The following is an 18,992-nucleotide window of genomic DNA, read 5'->3' on the forward strand; positions in this document are numbered from 1 at the left end:
ACCGTCATTGACAGACGACGTGTCTGACGAGGACGGTGAGTGTGATGGCTCGCGACGCTGACATCAACGAGCCCACGAGGGAGTTCCCCGGTTACCCGACCGGCGACGACCTCAGGGAGCGCTCGGCCGCGACACCCGACCCGACTCCGGGCGGGCCGGAGGGCACCGATGGTCCCGGCACCGGCGGGGGTGGGGGTGCGGCCCGCGGGCTGCTCCTGCTGCTCGGCGCCGCCGCGCTGGCCGTGGTGGTGCTGCTCGGCGTGCAGGCGACCGGCTTTCTGCCGGACTTCCGTAACCCGTTCGCCAAGGAGCAGACCGACCGCAGCCAGCCGCCGCTGCTGAAGTCGATCCAGGATCTGAGCCGCTACGTGGCGGCCGAAGGCAACTTCCAGGTCGTGGTCGACACCCAGAACGACCGGCGCAACGTCCCGGACTTCCTGCTCAACGAGCGCACGCTGTTCGTCGGAGCCGGCAGCATCGAGGCGTACGTCGACTTCACCAAGATCGGTGAGGGTGCCGTGGTGCAGTCCGCCGACGGCAAGTCCGTCGAGATCAAGCTGCCCGCGCCGCAGCTCGGCGAGACCAACCTCGACATGGAGAAGAGCTACGTCTTCGCCGAGCAGCGTGGCCTGCTCAACCGGCTCGGTGACCTGGTCGGCAACGACCCCAACCGGCAGCAGCAGATCTACCAGCTGGCCGAGGAGCGGATCACCGCCGCCGCCCGGGACAGCGGGCTCTCCGCCCGCGCCGAGGAGAACACCCGCAAGATGCTGGAGGGGCTGCTGCGCTCACTGGGCTACCAGCAGGTCACGGTCACGTACACGGCCCCCTGACCCAGCGCCTCGGCGCTTCGGTCTTCAGCGCCCCGGCGTTCTGGCTTACGCAGCGCCCGCCCCGACGATGGTCGAGGCGGGCGCTGCCCCGTCCGCCGCGCCGTCGCCCGGTCCGCCTCCGCTGCCGCGCCGTCGCCCGTCCGCCGCCGCTGCCCGGTCTGCCGCGCCGTCGAACGGGTTGATCCACTCCACATCGCCGATCTCGGCCCTCGGAAAGCCCCACATCGGCGATGTGGAGTGGATCAAGGACCGATAGAGCGATGGGCCGCCAAGATCCGCGCAACTTCGAGGATCCTGCTGCCTCCGACGATCGGGAAGCAGCAGTATCCCCGAAGTTGTGACCGGCTGCGGCCGGTCTGCACCGAGGCCGGGGGTGGGGTCAGTGGCCGGTGGAGGCCAGGTAGCGGTCCTCGTTGGGCATGAGGACCCAGAGGATCAGGTAGACGATCACCTGGGTGCCGGGCAGCAGCAGGGACAGCAGGAACAGCAGCCGGACCATCCCGGCGGACATGCCGAACCGCTGACCGAGGCCGGCGCAGACACCGGCGAGCATGCGCCCCTGGCGGGGTCGGACCAGTTTGCGACTCATCGTCGTACTCCCACTCTGCGGCGGTGTGCCGCGTCTGCAATCCACGGTAGAAAGGGGCGGCCGCTCCGCCCTCGGTCCCGAGGAGGATCGGCGACCCGTGGACCCGTAGGTACTTACCCGTGCGGCCCCCGCCCGACGCCCCGCGCCCGCGCCCCCGCCCCCGCGCCAAGGTCGTGCTCGATCCTGGATGTAGTGGCCTCCGGCCGAGCGTGAGGCCACTACATCCAGGATCGAGCGCGATCATGCGGGCGAGCGCGATCATGTCGCCGGGTGTTCACGCGGGCCGGGCGATCACGCACGCTGCCCGCGGGTGGAGGAGCGGCGGGCTGCGGCGCTCGGGTAAGGGGTGAGCAGGGCAGGTAGGCTGACAGGTCGGGCACCCGCACCCCGGGTGACCGGCGGCCACCCGACCGGGCGGTCACGAGCGGGGCTGCCGATCGGCGGCCACGACCGGGCGGAAACCCGACCACGGGAGCACGCCGAGGAAGCGCAGCCATGATCAGTGTTTTCGACCTCTTCAGCGTCGGCATCGGGCCGTCCAGCTCGCACACGGTGGGGCCGATGCGGGCGGCGCGTACGTTCGTCGCCGGGCTCAAGGCCGACGGGCTGCTCACCGACACCGCGCGGGTGCAGGCGGAGCTGTTCGGGTCGCTGGGCGCGACCGGGCACGGGCACGGCAGCGGGCCGGCGGTGCTGCTGGGGCTTGCCGGCGAGTCCCCGGAGACGGTTGACACGGACACCGTCGGTCCTCGCGTCGAGCGCATCCGCGCTGAGCGGCGGATCAGCCTCCTCGACGCGCACGAGATCGACTTCGACCCCGATCGGGACCTGACGTTGCACCGTCGCCGGTCGTTGCCGTACCACCCGAACGGGATGACCTTCGCGGCCTTCAACGCGGCCGGGGAGCAGGTCAGGACCCGCACCTACTACTCCGTCGGTGGCGGTTTCGTGGTGGACGAGGCGGCGGCGGGCGCGGACAAGATCAAGCCGGACACGACGCGGGTGCGGTACCCGTTCCTGACCGGGGCGCAGCTCCTCGACGTCACCACCCGTACCGGGCTGTCGATCAGCGAGGTGATGCTGGCCAACGAGCGTTCGTGGCGCAGCGAGGCGGAGATCCGGGCGGGCCTGCTGGAGATCTGGCGGGTGATGCGGGAGTGCGTGCAGCGCGGTTGCGAGCGGGACGGCGTACTCCCTGGGGGTTTGAAGGTCCGGCGGCGCGCGGCGGAGCTGCGGCGCGGCCTGGAGGCGGACGCCGGGACGGCCGACCCGTTGCACGCGATGGACTGGGTGACGCTGTTCGCCCTGGCGGTGAACGAGGAGAACGCTGCCGGAGGTCGGGTGGTGACCGCCCCGACGAACGGCGCGGCGGGGATCATCCCGGCGGTGCTGCACTACTACAGCCGGTTCGTCGAGGGCGCCGACGACGACGGGGTGGTGCGGTTCCTGCTCGCGGCCGGCGCGATCGGGGTGCTGTTCAAGGAGAACGCGTCGATCTCCGGCGCGGAGGTCGGCTGCCAGGGTGAGGTCGGCTCGGCGTGTTCGATGGCGGCGGCGGGCCTGGCCGAGGTGCTCGGCGGCACGCCGGAGCAGGTGGAGAACGCGGCCGAGATCGGGATGGAGCACAACCTCGGGTTGACCTGTGACCCGGTGGGTGGCCTGGTGCAGATCCCCTGCATCGAGCGCAACGCCGTGGCTAGCATCAAGGCGATCACGGCCGCCCGGTTGGCGCTGCGCGGCGACGGTGTGCACAAGGTGTCGCTGGACAAGGTCATCAAGACCATGCGGGAGACGGGCGCCGACATGAAGGTCAAGTACAAGGAGACGGCGCGTGGCGGTCTGGCCGTCAACGTGATCGAGTGCTGAAGCTGGTCGATTCAGGGCATTCGTTCACCGACTGCTAACCTGGCGTCCGTTTGCGGGAGGCGGGAGGCGGCGGTGACCTCTGGCGTCGCGGCCCTGTGGTCGCACCGCAACTCGCTGCGCATCCTGGTCCGGCGGGACCTGGCGGTCAAGTACCAGCAGTCGGTGCTGGGCTACTTCTGGTCGCTGATCGAGCCGCTGGGCATGGGCGCGATCTACTGGTTCGTCTTCGGCGTGCTCTACTCCCGCGACACCGGCCGGCACCTCGGCGAGGCCGCCGGGTCGTACCCGCTGTTCCTGATCACCGGCATCTTCGCCTGGATGTGGACCAGTTCGGCGCTGAGCGAGGCGACCAACGCGCTGACCGGCCAGTCCCGGCTGATCACCACGATGAACGTGCCCCGGCAGGTCTTCCCGATCGGCCGGGTCAGCGGACGGTTCGCCGAGTACGCGGCCGGCCTGCCGATCCTGGCCGCCATCGCGGTGATCTACGCGGCGCACGGGCGGATCCACCCCGGCTGGTCGCTGCTCGCCCTGCCGCTGGCGGTGGCCGTGCAGGCCGTGCTGCTGGTCGGGCTGGCCCTGTTGCTGTCGGCCTGGAACGTGCTGATGCGCGATGTGGAACGGCTGATGCGGCTGATCATCCGGGTGCTCTTCTACGCTACGCCGATCATCTATCCGCTCAGCCTGGTCCGGGAGTCCGGCCTGCCGCACTGGCTGAAGGTGGTGTACGAGCTGAACCCGCTGGTCGGGATCTTCCAGTTGCACCACGCGATCTGGTACCCGGACGAGTTTCCCGACGCCCGGCTGCTCGCCACCACGATCGCCGGCAGCCTGCTGGTGCTGGCCGCCGGCTGGTGGTCGTTCCGCCGGCTGGAGCCCGCCGTGCTCAAGGAACTCTGACGTGGCCGCGCCGATCATCGAGGCGGACGGTCTGGGCATCCGGTTCGTCCGCAACCGTCGCCGCCAGCTGCGGCTGCGGGAGCTGTTCATCCATCGGGGTGGGCGCGGTGCCCTGCCCGGCCAGTTCTGGCCGTTGCGCGACGTGTCGTTCACCGTCGAGCCGGGCGAGACCGTCGGCGTGATCGGCCGCAACGGCACCGGCAAGAGCACGCTGCTGCGGCTGATCGCCGGGGTGCTCATTCCGGACGAGGGCGACATCCGGGTGCACGGCGCGGTGGCGCCGCTGCTGGAGTTGTCCGCCGGTTTCTCCAACGACCTGACCGGCCGGGAGAACCTGCACCTGGTCGGTGGGCTGCACGGACTGTCGACGAGCTACCTGAAGCGGCACTTCGACGAGATCGTCGAGTTCGCCGGTGAGCAGGTGGAGCGGGCCATCAACACGTCGGTGCGGCACTACTCGTCGGGGATGAAGGTGCGGCTGGGCTTCGCGATCATCTCGCACCTGCCGCACCCGATCCTGCTGATGGACGAGGTGACCGCGGTCGGGGACGCGGAGTTCCGCAAGAAGTGTTACGCGACGATTGACCGTCTGCTCGGGGAGGGGCGCACGCTCGTGCTGGTGTCACACAACGAAAAGGACCTGACCCGGTTCTGTCGTCGGGGGTTGTACCTCGACGCGGGCCGGTTGACGCTCGACGGCACCATCGCCGAGGCGCTCGACGCGTACCACGCCGCGGTCCCGCGGTGACGCTCGCGATCGTGCTCGCCGCCGGGAGTTCCGCGGCGGGCCTCACCACCGCGGGCGGCGAGCCGCTGGCCGACCGGCTCGCCGACCAGCTGCGCCGGGCCGGCGCGGCCGACGTGCGCTTCGCCGCCACCCTGGACGAGCTGGCCGCGCTGGCCGACGCCGCCACCGGTCCGCTGCTGGTCACCGGCACCGACCTGGTGGCACACACCGCCGTGCTGCGGCACCTCGCCACCAGCCCGGTGGGACCGACCGTGGCGCTGGTGCTGGGTGACCCGCCGGTGCCGGGCCGGACGGCGGTGCGCGAGGAGCGCGGCCAGGTGGTCGACGCGGGCCCGCTGGACGCTCTCGACGGCGACGCGACCGGCGTGTTCGGCGGCGCGCTCCGGGTCGGCGTGGACGACCTGCCGACCCTCGCCGCCGCCGCCCGGGCCGCCGCCGTCGGCGCGCGGCCGGTTGCCGCCCCGGTCGGCCCGGCCGGGGACGTGTCGCCGCTGCCGGCGACCGGCAGCGCCGGCCACGACGACCCCGGGTCCGCCGTGGACCGGCTCGTCGCGGGCCTCGCGGCCCTCGGCACCCTGATCTTCGCCCAGCGGGTACGTCTGCTCGTGGCGCACCGGGTCGAGGACGCCGCCGCCCTGGTCGCCGCCGAGGCGGCGGTGACGTCGGTCGACGAGGACCGGGCCGAGCTGCGGCTGTCGGTGAAGGAGCGGGACGACTTCTTCTCGACGTACTTCGTCAGCACCTGGTCGCCGTACGTGGTGCGGTTGGCGGCCCGGCTGCGCCTCACCCCGACCGGGGTGACGGTGATCTCGGTGCTCTTCGCGCTGGGTGCCGCGGTGCTGTTCGGGGTCGGTGGGCGGCTCGCGCTCGTCAGCGGCGCGGTGCTGCTCTACCTGGGCTTCGTGTTGGACTGCGTGGACGGCCAGTTGGCCCGCTACACCCGGCACTTCAGCGCCTGGGGCGGCTGGCTGGACACGATGGCCGACCGGGCCAAGGAGTACCTGGTCTACGCCGGGCTGGGCTTCGGCGTGAGCCACGCCGGGCTGGGCTTCGGCGTGAGCCACGCCGGGCTGGGCAACGGCTGGGCCCTCGCCATCGCCGCGATGACGTTGCAGACCGTCCGACACATGACCGACACCTGGTACGGGGCGCTGCACGACGAGGCGGCCCGCCGACCGCGGACGACGACGGGCGCCAGCGGCGGGATCGGTGACCGGCTGAACGCCGCGTCCACCCGGGTGCAGGCGGACACCGGCTCGCTGTCGTACTGGCTGAAGCGGACCGTCGTCTTCCCGATCGGGGAGCGGTGGGCGTTGATCGCGCTGACCGTGGCGCTGTTCAACCCGCTGGTCAGCCTGATCGCGGTGCTGGTGTGGGGTGGACTGGCGTTCGCGTACACCGGTGCCCTGCGGACGCTGCGGGCCCGCTGGATGTGGGTGCCGGTGCTGGACACGGTCGACGCCACCCTGCACCGCGACGACGGTCCGTTGGCCCGTCGACTGCCGGTGGTCCGTCCGATGGGGCCGCTGACCCTGGCGGTGATCGCCGCGCTCGGCCCGGCGGCGCTGCTGGTCGCCGCCGGACTGGGCGACGCGCCGGACGGGCTGCGCTGGGCGGTGCCGGTGGCGTTGCTGGTGCTGCTGGCCGGCGGCCTCGGCGCGGGGGCCGCGCACAACGGGCCGCTGGACTGGCTGGTGCCGGCCGCGTTGCGGGCCGCCGAGTACCTGTTCGCCATCGCGGTCGGTGTGGTCGGTGGCGCGCCCGGATGGCTGATCTTCGGGTACGTCTTCGTGCTCACCGTGCACCACTACGACCTGACCGCCCGGTTGGAGAAGCGGCAGGCGGCGCCCCCGCTGCACGCCGCCACGCTCGGCTGGGACGGACGGTCGGTGCTGCTCGCCCTCCTGGCGATTGCCGGCGTCGTGAGTATCGGCATGGCTACACTCGGTGCGTACCTTCTCGTGGTTTTCGTGGTGAGCGTCGTCCTGGCCTGGTTCGTCCGGCCGGCCCGTGGCGCGCGGGCGTCGGCCGCGCCGGTGGGCGCGGGAGGTGTCGCGCCGCGCTGACGAAAGGGGCGGCCGGATGACCCTGATCAGTTTCGTGGTGCCGGCCTTCCGGGTGCAGGGTTATCTGCGCGAGTGCCTGGACTCGATCCTGGGCCAGTCGGAGACCGACCTCGAGCTGATCGCGGTCGACGACTGCTCGCCGGACGCCAGCGGCGAGATCATCGACGAGTACGCGGCCCGTGACCAGCGGGTCCGGGCCGTCCGGCTGTCGGAGAACGTCGGTCTCGGTCCAGCCCGCAACATCGGGTTGGACCGGGCCGTCGGCGAGTACGTGTGGTTCCTCGACGGGGACGACTGGCTGGCGCCGGACTGCCTGTCGGAGGTGGCCGCCCGCCTGCGGGCGACCCGGCCGGACGTGCTGCTGGTGGACCACGTCCGGACACACTGGAACGACACCGCCACCCGCAGCGCGATGGCCGAGGTGTTCCCCGAGTCGCCCGGTCCGGAGACGTTCGCGCTGCGGGAACGGCCGGCGGCCATGCGGCTGCTGCACACCGCCTGGAACCGGTTGGTCCGCCGGGAGTTCCTGGTCAACCTGGGTCTGCGCTTCGCGGCCGGTTGGTACGAGGACGTCTCGTTCAGCTACCCGGTGCTGATGGGGGCGCGTCGGATCGGCGTCCTCGATCGGGTGTGCGTGAACTACCGGCAGCGCCGCTCCGGCGCGATCACGAAGACCCGGGGGGACCGGCACTTCGAGGTCTTCGCCCAGTGGCACCGGGTCTTCCTCCTGATGGATGCCTGGTCGCCGGCCGTGGACGCGCTACGGCCGGCGGTCTTCGAGCGGATGATCTGGCACTACCTCACCGTGCTCGGCAATGGTCAGCGCATCGCCCCCGAGCTGCGGCCGGTGTTCTTCGCGCAGATCACCGCGGACTACGCGCGGTGGCTGCCGGTCGGGGGGTACCCCGTGCCGGAGGGCGTCGAAGGGGTGAAGCACCGGCTGGTCGCGAGTGGCCGGTGGCGGACGTTCAGTGCCCTGCGGGCCGCCAGCCGGGCCCGGGACACGGCCCGCCGGCAGGCGCGTACCGCCCGGCGTCGGGTCGCCCCGGTGGCCCGGCGCGGCGCCCGGCTCACCCGCGACGGCCTGCTGCGCGAGTACTACCGGGCGGAGCTGCGCCGGCCCGTGGACCCCACGCTCGCGGTGTACGCCGCCTACTGGTTCCGGGGATACTCCTGCAACCCGGCGGCGATCTACGAGGCCGCCCGTCGGCTGGCCCCCGAGGTGCGCGGGGTGTGGATCGTGCGCCGCGACCGGGTGGACGCCGTGCCGGACGGAGTGGAGTACGTGGTCGCCGGCACGCCGGCCTACTACCGCGTGCTGGCCCGCGCCCGCTGGCTGGTCAACAACGTGAACTACCCGGACTTCGTCCGTAAGCGGCCGGAGCAGGTACACGTGCAGACCCACCACGGCACGCCGGTCAAGGTGATGGGGTTGGACCAGCAGCGCTATCCGATCGGCGCGGGCCGGATGGACTTCGCCGGCCTGCTGCGCCGGGTGGACCGCTGGGACTACAGCGTCAGCTCCAACAGCTTCTCCACCCAGATGTGGGATCGGGCCTACCCGGCCACGTACGCCACGCTGGAGGTGGGTTATCCGCGCAACGATCGGCTGGTCGCCGCCGGTCCCGACGAGGTGCGCCGGCTGCGCGCCGAGTTCGGCCTCGCCCCCGACGAGCAGGTGGTGCTGTACGCCCCGACGCATCGCGAGCACCTGCCCGGTTACCGGCCGCCGTTCGACCCGGACCGGCTCGTCGACGCGCTGGGTGACTCGGGCCGGCTGCTGATGCGCAGCCACTACTTCCACGACCGGGAGCGCCGGCCAGGTCGTCCGGCGGAGTTCCACCGGGTCCGCGACGTCAGCGGCTACCAGCGGGTGGAGGACCTCTACCTGATCGCCGACGTGCTGGTCACCGACTACTCCTCGGCGATGTTCGACTACGCGGTGCTGGACCGGCCCATCGTGCTCTACACCCCGGACTGGGAGGCGTACCGCCTGGCCCGGGGGGTCTACTTCGACGTCACGGCGGAGCCGCCGGGCGCGGTGGCCGCCACGTTCACCGACCTGCTCGATCTGTTCCGGACCGACGCGGTGCGCTCGGACGCGGCGAACAAGGCCCGCGAGCGTTTCCGCAGCCGGTTCTGCGGGCTGGACGACGGGCGGGCTGCCGAGCGGGTGGTGCGCCGGGTTTTCCTCGGCGAGCTGCCTGACCAGCCGCAGGGCTGCTGACCGCGCGCACTCCCGTACGCCGTGTAATGGTGGCGTCATAAGCCGAACATGAGACGTTTACCCGATGTGCGGGACCAATGATCCTGGTCACAGTCATCAGGAGTTCGGCCGAGAGACGTGGGGGACCTGACGGTGAGTACCGTCGCACTCAAAGATGTGACCAAGGTTTTCAAGGACGGCACACTCGCCGTCGACAGCATAAATCTGGACGTGAACGACGGCGAGTTCATGGTGTTGCTGGGCCCGTCCGGCTGCGGCAAGTCCACAGTGCTGCGCATGATCGCCGGTCTGGAGGACCCGACGCAGGGAGCGGTGCTGCTCGACGGGGAGCTCGCGAACGACCTGCCGCCACGCGACCGCAAGATCGCCATGGTCTTCCAGGATTTCGCGCTCTACCCGCACATGACCGTCGGCGACAACATCGCCTTTCCGCTGCGGCTGGCCGGGGTGGAACCGGAACCGCGCGGCGAGCGGGTAACCGACGTGGCGAGCGCGCTCGGCATCAGCGACGTGCTCGGCCGCAAGCCGGGCCAGCTCTCCGGCGGCCAGCGCCAGCGGGTCGCCATGGGCCGCGCGATCGTCCGGCGGCCGGGTCTCTTCCTGATGGACGAGCCGCTGTCGAACCTGGACAGCGGGCTGCGCGCCGAGCTGCGGGCGGAGATCTCCGGGCTGACCCGGGAGCTGGGCGTCACCACCGTCTACGTGACCCACGACCAGGCCGAGGCGCTGACCATGGCCGACCGGGTGGCCATCATGCGCCGGGGCGTGCTCCAGGACGTGGGCACGCCCACCCAGGTGTACGGCCGTCCGGCGACGCTCTATGTGGCGGCGTTCCTGGGTAGCCCCCGGATGAACCTGCTGGAGGCGTCGGTCTACGTCCACCTCGACCGGTACATCGCGCTCAACCTCGGTGAGCAGTCGCTCTACCTGCCGTGGAACGACATCCGCAGCCGGGCGGTGGCGCATTACCACGGTGAGCGGATCGTGGTCGGGATGCGGGCCGAGGCGCTCACCCCGGTCGCCCCGGACAGCCCCGGTGACGTGCTGCGCGGGCGGATCCGTTACCTGGAGCACCACGGGCACGAGTCGCTGGCGTTCCTCGACATCGGGGCGACCGCGATCATGGTGGACGAGATGGGCGCGCCGCTCGACCCGCCGCCGGTGGGCCAGCGTGGCCTGCGCCGGTTCGGCGCGGTGATGCAGCGGCTCACCGGCAAGCCGGTGGAATCCGAGGAGGAGCCGAGCGGAGCGTCGCGGACGACCAGCGTCCTCCCCGACCCGGGTCGGCACCACCGCCGCCCGGCGGAGCTGGCGGTGCGACTCGCGCCGTACCCGGCCGTCACGGCCGGGCATCCGCTCGCCGTTTCGGTCCGGATGGACGCGCTGCACTTCTTCGACGAGCGCGGTGCGCGTATCGACGTGGGGTGGCGGTGACGCCACGCCGGAGCGGGGTGGCGGCCCGCCCGTCCGGTGCCCTACCGTCTGCCCACCTAGTCCATTTCGTGCCTGACCGAGAGGGGTGCGCCCGTGTCGGGTGACCGTCCCAGTCCGCTCGTCATCGAGCGCATCCTGCGGGACCGCCAGGGCATCTGGCAGCAGATCGTGGCCGAGGGCGACCTCAACGCGCTGACCGGGCGGATGTTGGCCAGCTCCGCCATCGCCCTCGCCTGTTACGGGGCGGTGCTCGGCGCGTTCCACAGCCCGCTGATGGCCCTGACGTCCGCGCTGAAGCTGCCCCTGCTGTTCCTGGTGACGCTGGCCATCTGCCTGCCCACGCTGTACCTGTTCAACCTGGTATTCGGCGCCCGGCTCTCGGTGCGTCAGTCGTTGGCGCTGGTGATGGTGGCGATCACCGTCACCTCGATGCTCGCGGTGGCGTTCGCGCCGATCAGCCTCTTCTTCCTGATCACCGCGCCCGACTACGGCTTCTTCAAGCTGCTCAACGTCGCGATCCTGACGCTGTCGGCGCTGGTCGGGCTGCGCTTCCTGACCGGTGGCATGCAGGTGCTCAACGACCACGGCCTGCTCGCCCCGGCGACGACCACGGCCACCGTTCCGGCTCAGGTCAGCGTGCCGGCGGCGGCCAATGCTCCGGCCCAGGTCGACGCTCCGGTCGCGGTGCCGGTGGGCGGCACGCCGGGCGCCGCCGAGCCGGTAGCGGTTCCGGCCGGCGCGGCCGTCGCGTCGGCGGCGAACGGTGCCGCGCCCGAGGGCGCGAGCGCCACGACCACCACGCCGGCCCCGGCGGCTGTTCCGACGCAGTGGGGTGGGCAGCCCGGCACCGCGTTCCCGCCCGGCATGGTGCCGCCGGGTTACCCGGCGCAGCAGCGCCACTGGGGCAACCCGCCGGTGCGGCGGGGCGAGCCCACACAGCGCCCGGCCAGCATGACGCTGCTCTACATCTGGATCCTGCTCTTCGGCTTCGTGGGCACCCAGTTGGCGTGGACGCTGCGCCCGTTCTTCGGCGATCCGGGTCAGGATTTCTCCCTCTTCCGGAGCATCGACGGCAACTTCTACGCCGAGATCCTGCGCACGATCGCCAACCTCTGACGGTTGTCGTAGTCGGGGAAAACCCTGGTTGCCGCCCTGGTTACCGAGAAGTAGCGTCGGGTCATGACCATCGACTCCCGCCAGGTGGCGGCCGGCATCCTGCAATCGGTGCCGTTCGCCCGCACGCTCGGCATCGAATTCGTCGAGGTGGCGCCCGAGGCGGACGGCGGGGTGCGGGCCGTCGTCCGGCTCCCCGACACGCCGGCCACCCACAACCACGTCGGCGGCCCGCACGCCGGGGCGATGTTCACGCTCGGCGAGACGGCCTCCGGCGCGGTCGTGCTGGCCGCCTTCGGGCAGCTCCTCGACCGGGCCGTGCCGCTCGCCGTCCGAGCCGAGATCGCCTACCGCAAGCTGGCCCTGGGGTCGGTGCTGGCGACCGCGCGGCTGGGGCGTCCGGCGTCGGAGGTGGTCGCGGAGCTGGAGGCCGGTCAGCGGCCCGAGTTCGACATCGAGGTGGAGATCGCCACCGAGGACGGCACGCCCACGTCGACCATGACGGTGATCTGGACCCTGCGGCCGAACTGAGCGGCCCGGCGGCGGCTCAAAACGGGTTTGCGCACCCAGCCGGGTGGTTAGATTCGTACCGTGCTGGGCCTACCTGCTCATGTGACCGCCTGTCTCTTCGATCTGGACGGTGTGCTGACGCAGACCGCCCGGGTGCACAACGCCGCCTGGACCGAGACGTTCGACGAGTTCCTGCGTAAGCGCGCCGCAGCGACCGGGCAGCCGTTCCAACCGTTCGACCCTGGCCCCGACTACAACCGCTACGTCGACGGCCGACCGCGTGCCGACGGCGTCCGGTCGTTCCTCGCGTCCCGGGGAATCGTGCTTGCCGAGGGCAGCCCGGACGATCCGCCGGACGCCGACACGGTCAACGGCATCGGCAACCGCAAGAACGTCCTGCTGCTGGATCGTCTGCGCACCTCCGGCGTCGAGGTCTATCCGGGCTCGGTGCGCTATCTGCGGGCGGCGACCGACGCCGGGCTGCGCCGAGCGGTGGTCACCGCGAGCGCCAACGGGCGCGAGGTGGTCGCCGCCGCCGGCCTGGCGGACCTGCTGGAGGCCCGAATCGACGGGCTCGTGGCCCGGGAACAGAAGCTGCGCGGCAAACCCCACCCCGACACCTTCCTGGCCGGCGCCAAGGTCCTGGGCGTCGACCCGGCGCAGGCCGCCGTCTTCGAGGACGCGCTCTCCGGGGTGGCCGCCGGCCGGGCGGGCGGATTCGGGTACGTGATCGGCGTCGACCGGGTGGGACAGGCCGACGAACTGCTCGCGCACGGCGCGGACGTGGTGGTCAAGGACCTCGCGGACCTGCTCGACGCGGGCGACGCCGCCCCGCCGGCACCCCGCCCCGCCGGCGAACGGGACCGCACGTGATCCGGGAACGGGCCTATCCCGTCGAGCCCTGGCACATCCGGGAGACCCGCCTGGACATGGACGTGCTGGCCCAGTCGGAATCGGTCTTCGCGCTCTCCAACGGGCACGTCGGTCTGCGCGGCAACCTCGACGAGGGCGAGCCGCACGGGCTGCCCGGCACCTACCTCAACTCGTTCTACGAGCTACGTCCGCTGCCGTACGCGGAGGCCGGCTACGGTTTCCCCGAGTCGGGGCAGACCATCGTCAACGTCACCAACGGCAAGCTGATCCGCCTGCTCGTGGACGACGAACCGCTCGACGTGCGCTACGGCGAGCTGCTGTCCCACGAGCGGATCCTCGACCTGCGGGCCGGCACCCTGCACCGGGAGCTGCACTGGCGCTCCCCGGCCGGCCGCGAGGTCAAGGTCCGCAGCACCCGGCTCGTGTCGTTCACCCAGCGGTCGGTCGCCGCGATCAGCTACGAGGTGGAGGCCGTCGACGGCCCGCTGCGCTTGATCGTGCAGTCCGAGCTGGTGGCCAACGAGTCGCTGCCCGCGCAGAGCAAGGACCCCCGGGTCGCGGCCGTGCTGGAATCGCCGTTGCTGGCCGAGGAGGAGCTGACCACCCCGGACGGCGGCCAGCTCATCCACCGCACGAAGGTGTCCGGGCTGCGCGTCGCCGCCGCCATGGAGCACGAGGTGCACGGCCCGGACCACACCACCATCGAGTCCGAGGGGTACGAGGACTGGGTGCGCACCACCATCGGCTGCGTGCTCAAGCCCGGCGAGAAGCTGCGGGTGGTCAAGTATCTGACGTACGGCTGGTCGAGTCGACGTTCGTTGCCCGCGCTGCGCGACCAGGTCGGCGCGGCGCTGGCCGGCGCCCGGTTGGACGGTTGGGACGGGTTGCACCGAGAGCAGCGCGCCTACCTGGACGAGTTCTGGGACGCGGCCGACGTGCTGGTCGAGGGTGATCCGGAGATCCAGCAGGCCGTCCGCTTCGGGCTGTTCCACGTGCTCCAGGCGGGGGCCCGTGCCGAGCAGCGGCCGATCTCGGCGAAGGGGCTGACCGGCCCCGGCTACGACGGGCACGCCTTCTGGGACACCGAGATGTTCGTCCTGCCGGTCCTCACGTACACCCAGCCCAGCGCGGTGCGCAGCGCCCTGCAGTGGCGGCACAGCACGCTGGAACAGGCCCGGGAACGGGCGGCGACGCTCAACTTCAAGGGCGCCGCCTTCCCCTGGCGGACAATCGAGGGGCCGGAGTCGTCCGGGTACTGGCCGGCGGGTACGGCGGCGTTCCACATCGCCGCCGACATCGCCGACGCGGTCCGACGGTACGTGCTGGTCACCGGGGACACCGCCACCGAGCGGGAGATCGGGCTGGAGCTGCTGGTGGAGACCGCCCGGCTGTGGCGCTCGATCGGGCACCACGACCGGCACGGCCGGTTCCACATCGACGGGGTGACCGGTCCGGACGAGTACACGGCGGTGAAGAACGACAACATCTACACCAACCTGATGGCCCAGCGGAACCTGCTCACCGCCGCTGACGTCGTCATGCGCTACCGGGACGACGCGTTCCACCTCGGCGTCACCGACGAGGAGGCGGCGAGCTGGCGGGACGCCGCCACGTCGATGCACGTGCCGTACGACGACGAGCTGGACGTGCACCAGCAGGTGGAGGGGTTCACCCGGTTGCAGGAGTGGGACTTCGCGCACACGCCCGCCGAGAAGTACCCGCTGCTGCTGCACTATCCGTACTTCGACCTGTACCGCAAACAGGTCGTCAAGCAGGCCGACCTGGTCCTGGCGATGCACTGGCGGGGGGACGCGTTCACCCCCGAGCAGAAGGTTCGCAACTTCCTCTACTACGAGCGTCGGACGGTGCGCGACTCGTCGCTGTCGGCCTGCACCCAGTCGGTGCTCGCCGCCGAGGTCGGCCATCCCGACCTGGCGCACATCTATCTCCGCGAGGCCGCGCTGATGGACCTGCACGACCTCAACGAGAACACCCGCGACGGCGTGCACATGGCCTCGCTGGCCGGCGCGTGGCTCGCTTTGGTCAGCGGGCTGGGCGGGCTGCGTGACCACGACGGCGAGCTGTCGTTCGCGCCCCGGCTCTCCAGCCGGCTGAGCCGCCTGGAGTTCTCCCTTCAGTGGCGGGGTCTGGCGCTGCGGGTCGACGTCCGCCCGCACCAGACGACGTACGCGCTGCGCCACGGTGGCCCGGACGACGTCGTCGAGTTGCGCCACCACGACCAGATGGTGCGGGTCACCTGCGACGAACCGGTGACGGTGCCGGTGCCGCCGGCCGAGCCCTCGGGGCCGCCGCCGGAGCAGCCGCCGGGGCGCTCGCCCCTGCTCCGGCTCCCCGAGGCCAAGCAGCAGTGACGGCCGGGGCGGGAGTGTTCCCGCCCCGGCCGTCGCGCGCGTACGTCAGACCGGCTCGCCGGTCGAGGGGCGTCCGATCGCGTCCCGCGGCGCAGCCGCCTTGGGATCGTCGGGGAGGCGGGCCGAGGCGGCCTGGTCACCGAAGTCCTGGTCACTGACGTCCTGGTTGCGCGCGGCGTCCTGTTCACGCTGGGCGCGTTCGGTCATCTGCTGCTGCCGGGAGATCTGCTGCTTGGCCATCATGATCCTCGCGATCCGTCGGGGCGCGGCTGCGCCTACACGGTCTGCGGTCTCCTCGTCGCGTACCCGGCGACCCACCCGGCAAACGCCGCGCTCCGGCCGCCTGCACCGGCCGCCTGCACCGGCCGCCTGCACCGGCGCCTGCACCGGCCGCCTGCACCGGCCGCCTGCACCGGGCGCGTGCGACGCGTCGGGCGGGGTAACCCGACCGTAGGCGAGCACGGAGGTGCGGCATGGACGAGCAGCACGACACGGTGATCATTCCGGTTCGGGACGCCCAGCTCCCCGCCGATCTGCTGCTACCCGCCCAACCGGTGGGCGTGGTGCTGTTCGCGCACGGCAGCGGTAGCTCCCGGCACAGTCCGCGCAACGTCGCGGTGGCGCGGGCGCTGAACTCCCGTGGCCTCGCGTGCGTCCTGGTCGACCTGCTCACTCCGGACGAGGAGGAGGTGGACACGCGGACGGCCGAACTCCGGTTCGACATCGGGATGTTGGCCAGCCGGCTGGCCGGGATCGTCGACTGGTTGGTGGCCGAGCGTCCGGCGGGTGACGTACCGATCGGTCTCTTCGGTGCGAGCACGGGTGCCGCCGCCGCGCTGGTGGCGGCGGCGTCCCGCGCCGACCGGGTGGGCGCGGTGGTCTCCCGGGGCGGCCGGGCCGACCTGGCGGGCACCGCGCTGGGTCAGGTGCGGTCTCCCACCCTGCTGCTGGTCGGCGGCCTGGACGAGGAGGTGCTCGCGCTCAACGAGCGGGCGCTCGCCGAACTGGGGGACGTGGGCGAGCTGTGGGTGGTGCCGGGCGCCACCCACCTCTTCGAGGAGCCCGGCACGCTCGACCAGGTCGCCGAGCACGCCGGCACCTGGTTCACCACCCATCTGACCCGGACGAAAACTGCGTCCCGCCGCGGGTGAGGGCCCTGGCCCGGCGTCGGCTCTACCCCGCCGCCGGCAGGTGTGAGGTGGACCGGCGGCGTTGGACGGTGTCGACGACGCGCCACAGGACGGCGGTGATCGGAACGCTGACGAAGGCGCCGGCGATGCCCGCGATGAGGGTGCCGGCGGTGACCGCCACCAGGATCACGGCGGGGTGCAGGCGGACCTGGCGCTTCATGACCAGCGGCTCCAGCAGGTTGCCCTCGATCTGCTGCACCGCGACCACGGCGGCGAGGGTGAGCAGAGCGGTCGTCGGCCCGTTGGCCGCCAGGGCCACCAGAACCGCGACCGCGCCCGCGACCGTCGCCCCGATGATCGGCACGAAGCCGCCGAGGAACGTGATCAGCGCCAGGGGCAGGGCCAGCGGTACCCGTAGCACGACCAGGGCCAGGCCGATGCCGATCGCGTCGATGGCCGCGATGATCATGGTCCCCCGGCTGTACGCGCCGAGGGTCTGCCAGCCGTTCCGGCCGGCCTCGGCCACCAGGGGTCGGTTCGGGCCGGCCATCCGGGACAGCGTCCAGTGCCACATCGACCGGCCGTCCTTCAGCAGGAAGAAGAGCAGCACCAGGGCGAGCAGCGCGGAACCGACGACCTCGCTGGCCGTCCGGGCGCCGGACACCGGGTCCGGCGAGCTGCCGCTGAGCCCTTCCCGGGCCTGGTCGATCAGCTTGTCGAGTTGGGCCTCGCTGACCGGCAGGGTGGACGTGACGAAGTCGCGGCTCCGGTCGAGCCCCTGGGTCAGTTGCTGACTGAGCTGGTCGAACTGGCTGGCGGTCAGGTTCCACACCAGCGCTCCGACGCCCACGAGGATGCCGAGCAGCAGCAGGACGGTGAGCAGCGCGGCCAGCGCCGCTGGGAGGCGCAGGCGACGCAGCCGGAGCAGCACCGGGTCCAACAGCGCGGTGAGGAAGATGGTGGCGGCCAGGGCGATGGCGAGCGGGGCCAGCAGGACGGCGATCCGGCCCAGCAGGTAGAGCCCGGCGACGATCACCACCAGGCAGGCGCTCCAGAGCACCGCGGTCCGTACCAGCCAGGGCAGCCCCGCCCACGCGTGCCGCGCCCCGGCGTCTCCGGGTGCCGCGGTGCCCCCGGCCGTCGCCGCCGTGGTACCGGTCTCCTGCGTTCCGCCGGTTGTCGGCGCGACGTCCGCCCCGGGTTGGTCTGCCGTCATGTCGGCCCTCCTCGATCTCGGCGAGGTCGGTACCCGGCCGGCCGTGCGCCGACACCCGGTCGTCCGCGCGGATCGTACGCCGGTCGGGGGAGCGCTGGTCAGGCCTTCGCGGAGTACGCCCGAACGGAAGGCGTTTGCGCTCTCGGGACGAGGGAACCCGGGAGGAACTACCCGAGGAGGAGGAGCGCCGTGGGTGACTTCATGGACAAGGCCAAGGATTTCGCGGACAAGCACGACAAGCAGGTCGATCAGGGCATGGAGAAGGCCGGCGACATGGCCGACAAGCGCACCGGCGGCAAGTACGGCGACCAGATCGACAAGGGCGTCGACCAGGCCCAGGCGCGTACCGGCGAGGGTGATCAGGTCCGCTGACGTAGTGGACGTGTCCCGGGCCGCCGAGCGTTCGGCGGCCCGGGACTGTCGTGTGCGGAGCGTACGGCGATCAGCGCTGCTGCTGCTCGCGTAGCTCGTCCATCGAGGTCGGCCGGTCACTCAGCGCGTCACGCATCCGGTCGATCATCCCCGTGCCGGGGGCGAGCAGCTTGTTCGCCGGTGGGTGGTCCGGTGCGCTCGGGTGCGGGCGGGTCGGCGCGATCTTCTTGAACGCCGTCACCTTGCCGGCCAGCTCGACCATCTCCTCCCGGGCGGTGGCGGCGCGCAGCCGGGGGAAGAGGTCCTTCTCCTCGTCCTGCACGTGGTGACGGATGGTGCTGGTCAGCTGGGCCAGCAACTCGTCGAAGCGAGGGTCGGACGGGTCGACCGACTCCAGGTCCTTCATCGTGCGCTCGGCGTCGGCGTGCTCGGTGATCTCGTGGTCGGCGATCTGGTCGCCGTCGGGCAGCGCCTTGCGGGCCGTCGGGTAGACGTACGCCTCCTCGGCCACGGCGTGCCGGACCAGTTCGGCGATCACCACGTCGGCGAGCTGACGGCGGTACTCGGGCGTACCCTGTCGTGTTTCCAGCTCGACGAAGAGGGTCTCGACCGCACGGTGGTCGGCGACGAGGAGGTCGACGACATCCTGCTCCCCGGTGCTGTGTGGACTGCTCATCTGGGCCCCTTACCGGTTGCGGATCGGTGGGTGTGCGGCCCCTGGTACCCCCCAGCGATCGAGCAAA

17 protein-coding genes are annotated in these 18,992 nt (G+C 71.7%); 13 read left to right on the forward strand and 4 right to left on the reverse strand.

The annotated features are described in order from the left end of the window. Window positions 1–44: 44 nt before the first annotated feature. Window positions 45–833 (forward strand): DUF4230 domain-containing protein, encoded by a 789-nt coding sequence (locus ACQP03_RS02770; protein WP_357123945.1) that lies wholly within the window; start codon window positions 45–47, stop codon window positions 831–833. Between the two features lie 379 nt (window positions 834–1,212). Here ACQP03_RS02770 and ACQP03_RS02775 read toward each other — a convergent pair whose 3' ends face one another. Then, window positions 1,213–1,422 carry a PspC domain-containing protein gene (locus ACQP03_RS02775; protein WP_234589045.1) on the reverse strand — a complete coding sequence of 70 codons (210 nt, stop codon included), beginning with the start codon at window positions 1,420–1,422 and terminating at the stop codon, window positions 1,213–1,215. A gap of 495 nt (window positions 1,423–1,917) precedes the next feature. On the opposite strand from ACQP03_RS02775, the gene ACQP03_RS02780 reads away from it, so the two are divergent. From ACQP03_RS02780 to ACQP03_RS02825, 10 genes are all read left to right on the forward strand, one after another. Next, window positions 1,918–3,288, forward strand: a complete 1,371-nt coding sequence (locus ACQP03_RS02780) for an L-serine ammonia-lyase (RefSeq protein ID WP_357123949.1) — start codon at window positions 1,918–1,920, stop codon at window positions 3,286–3,288. 72 nt (window positions 3,289–3,360) lie between these two features. After that, on the forward strand, window positions 3,361–4,188 hold the full coding sequence (locus ACQP03_RS02785; RefSeq protein ID WP_357123952.1) for an ABC transporter permease: 828 nt from the start codon (window positions 3,361–3,363) through the stop codon (window positions 4,186–4,188). 1 nt (window position 4,189) lies between these two features. Beyond that, window positions 4,190–4,936 carry an ABC transporter ATP-binding protein gene (locus tag ACQP03_RS02790; RefSeq protein WP_433460154.1) on the forward strand — a complete coding sequence of 249 codons (747 nt, stop codon included), beginning with the start codon at window positions 4,190–4,192 and terminating at the stop codon, window positions 4,934–4,936. Continuing rightward, window positions 4,933–7,002 (forward strand): DUF5941 domain-containing protein, encoded by a 2,070-nt coding sequence (locus tag ACQP03_RS02795; RefSeq protein WP_433460156.1) that lies wholly within the window; start codon window positions 4,933–4,935, stop codon window positions 7,000–7,002. The genes ACQP03_RS02790 and ACQP03_RS02795 overlap by 4 nt, the downstream gene beginning before the upstream one ends. A 16-nt stretch (window positions 7,003–7,018) precedes the next feature. Further along, window positions 7,019–9,229 (forward strand): bifunctional glycosyltransferase/CDP-glycerol:glycerophosphate glycerophosphotransferase, encoded by a 2,211-nt coding sequence (locus ACQP03_RS02800; RefSeq protein ID WP_433460158.1) that lies wholly within the window; start codon window positions 7,019–7,021, stop codon window positions 9,227–9,229. 132 nt (window positions 9,230–9,361) lie between these two features. Next, window positions 9,362–10,663, forward strand: a complete 1,302-nt coding sequence (locus ACQP03_RS02805) for an ABC transporter ATP-binding protein (RefSeq protein ID WP_357123960.1) — start codon at window positions 9,362–9,364, stop codon at window positions 10,661–10,663. 93 nt (window positions 10,664–10,756) lie between these two features. Beyond that, entirely contained in the window at window positions 10,757–11,779 is a 1,023-nt protein-coding gene (locus ACQP03_RS02810; protein WP_357123962.1) for a hypothetical protein, read from the forward strand. 63 nt (window positions 11,780–11,842) lie between these two features. Beyond that, window positions 11,843–12,307 (forward strand): DUF4442 domain-containing protein, encoded by a 465-nt coding sequence (locus ACQP03_RS02815; RefSeq protein WP_357123965.1) that lies wholly within the window; start codon window positions 11,843–11,845, stop codon window positions 12,305–12,307. A 60-nt stretch (window positions 12,308–12,367) separates the two neighbouring features. After that, window positions 12,368–13,159 (forward strand): HAD family hydrolase, encoded by a 792-nt coding sequence (locus ACQP03_RS02820; protein WP_396831923.1) that lies wholly within the window; start codon window positions 12,368–12,370, stop codon window positions 13,157–13,159. After that, on the forward strand, window positions 13,156–15,531 hold the full coding sequence (locus ACQP03_RS02825) for a glycoside hydrolase family 65 protein (protein ID WP_357123971.1): 2,376 nt from the start codon (window positions 13,156–13,158) through the stop codon (window positions 15,529–15,531). Before ACQP03_RS02820 ends, ACQP03_RS02825 begins: the two co-directional genes overlap by 4 nt. 45 nt (window positions 15,532–15,576) lie before the next feature. On the opposite strand, the gene ACQP03_RS02830 is transcribed toward ACQP03_RS02825, so the two are convergent. Continuing rightward, the gene (locus ACQP03_RS02830; RefSeq protein ID WP_433460162.1) at window positions 15,577–15,774 is read right to left on the reverse strand and encodes a hypothetical protein; all 198 of its coding nucleotides are present in this window, start codon (window positions 15,772–15,774) and stop codon (window positions 15,577–15,579) included. Window positions 15,775–16,004: 230 nt separating this feature from the next. On the opposite strand from ACQP03_RS02830, the gene ACQP03_RS02835 reads away from it, so the two are divergent. Beyond that, window positions 16,005–16,682, forward strand: a complete 678-nt coding sequence (locus tag ACQP03_RS02835; protein ID WP_357123977.1) for a dienelactone hydrolase family protein — start codon at window positions 16,005–16,007, stop codon at window positions 16,680–16,682. Between the two features lie 22 nt (window positions 16,683–16,704). Here the strand turns inward: ACQP03_RS02835 and ACQP03_RS02840 are convergent, their stop codons facing one another. Then, the gene (locus ACQP03_RS02840; protein WP_357123980.1) at window positions 16,705–17,877 is read right to left on the reverse strand and encodes an AI-2E family transporter; all 1,173 of its coding nucleotides are present in this window, start codon (window positions 17,875–17,877) and stop codon (window positions 16,705–16,707) included. A 201-nt stretch (window positions 17,878–18,078) separates the two neighbouring features. On the opposite strand from ACQP03_RS02840, the gene ACQP03_RS02845 reads away from it, so the two are divergent. Next, on the forward strand, window positions 18,079–18,249 hold the full coding sequence (locus ACQP03_RS02845) for an antitoxin (RefSeq protein ID WP_396832127.1): 171 nt from the start codon (window positions 18,079–18,081) through the stop codon (window positions 18,247–18,249). 70 nt (window positions 18,250–18,319) lie between these two features. On the opposite strand, the gene ACQP03_RS02850 is transcribed toward ACQP03_RS02845, so the two are convergent. Continuing rightward, a complete protein-coding gene (locus ACQP03_RS02850; RefSeq protein ID WP_357123986.1) occupies window positions 18,320–18,925 on the reverse strand; it encodes a hemerythrin domain-containing protein in 606 nt (201 codons plus the stop codon). Window positions 18,926–18,992: the final 67 nt, after the last annotated feature.

The sequence above is a fragment of the Micromonospora sp. CA-248212 genome (genome assembly GCF_050948405.1).
In the GTDB taxonomy this organism is placed as follows: Bacteria; Actinomycetota; Actinomycetes; order Mycobacteriales; family Micromonosporaceae; genus Micromonospora.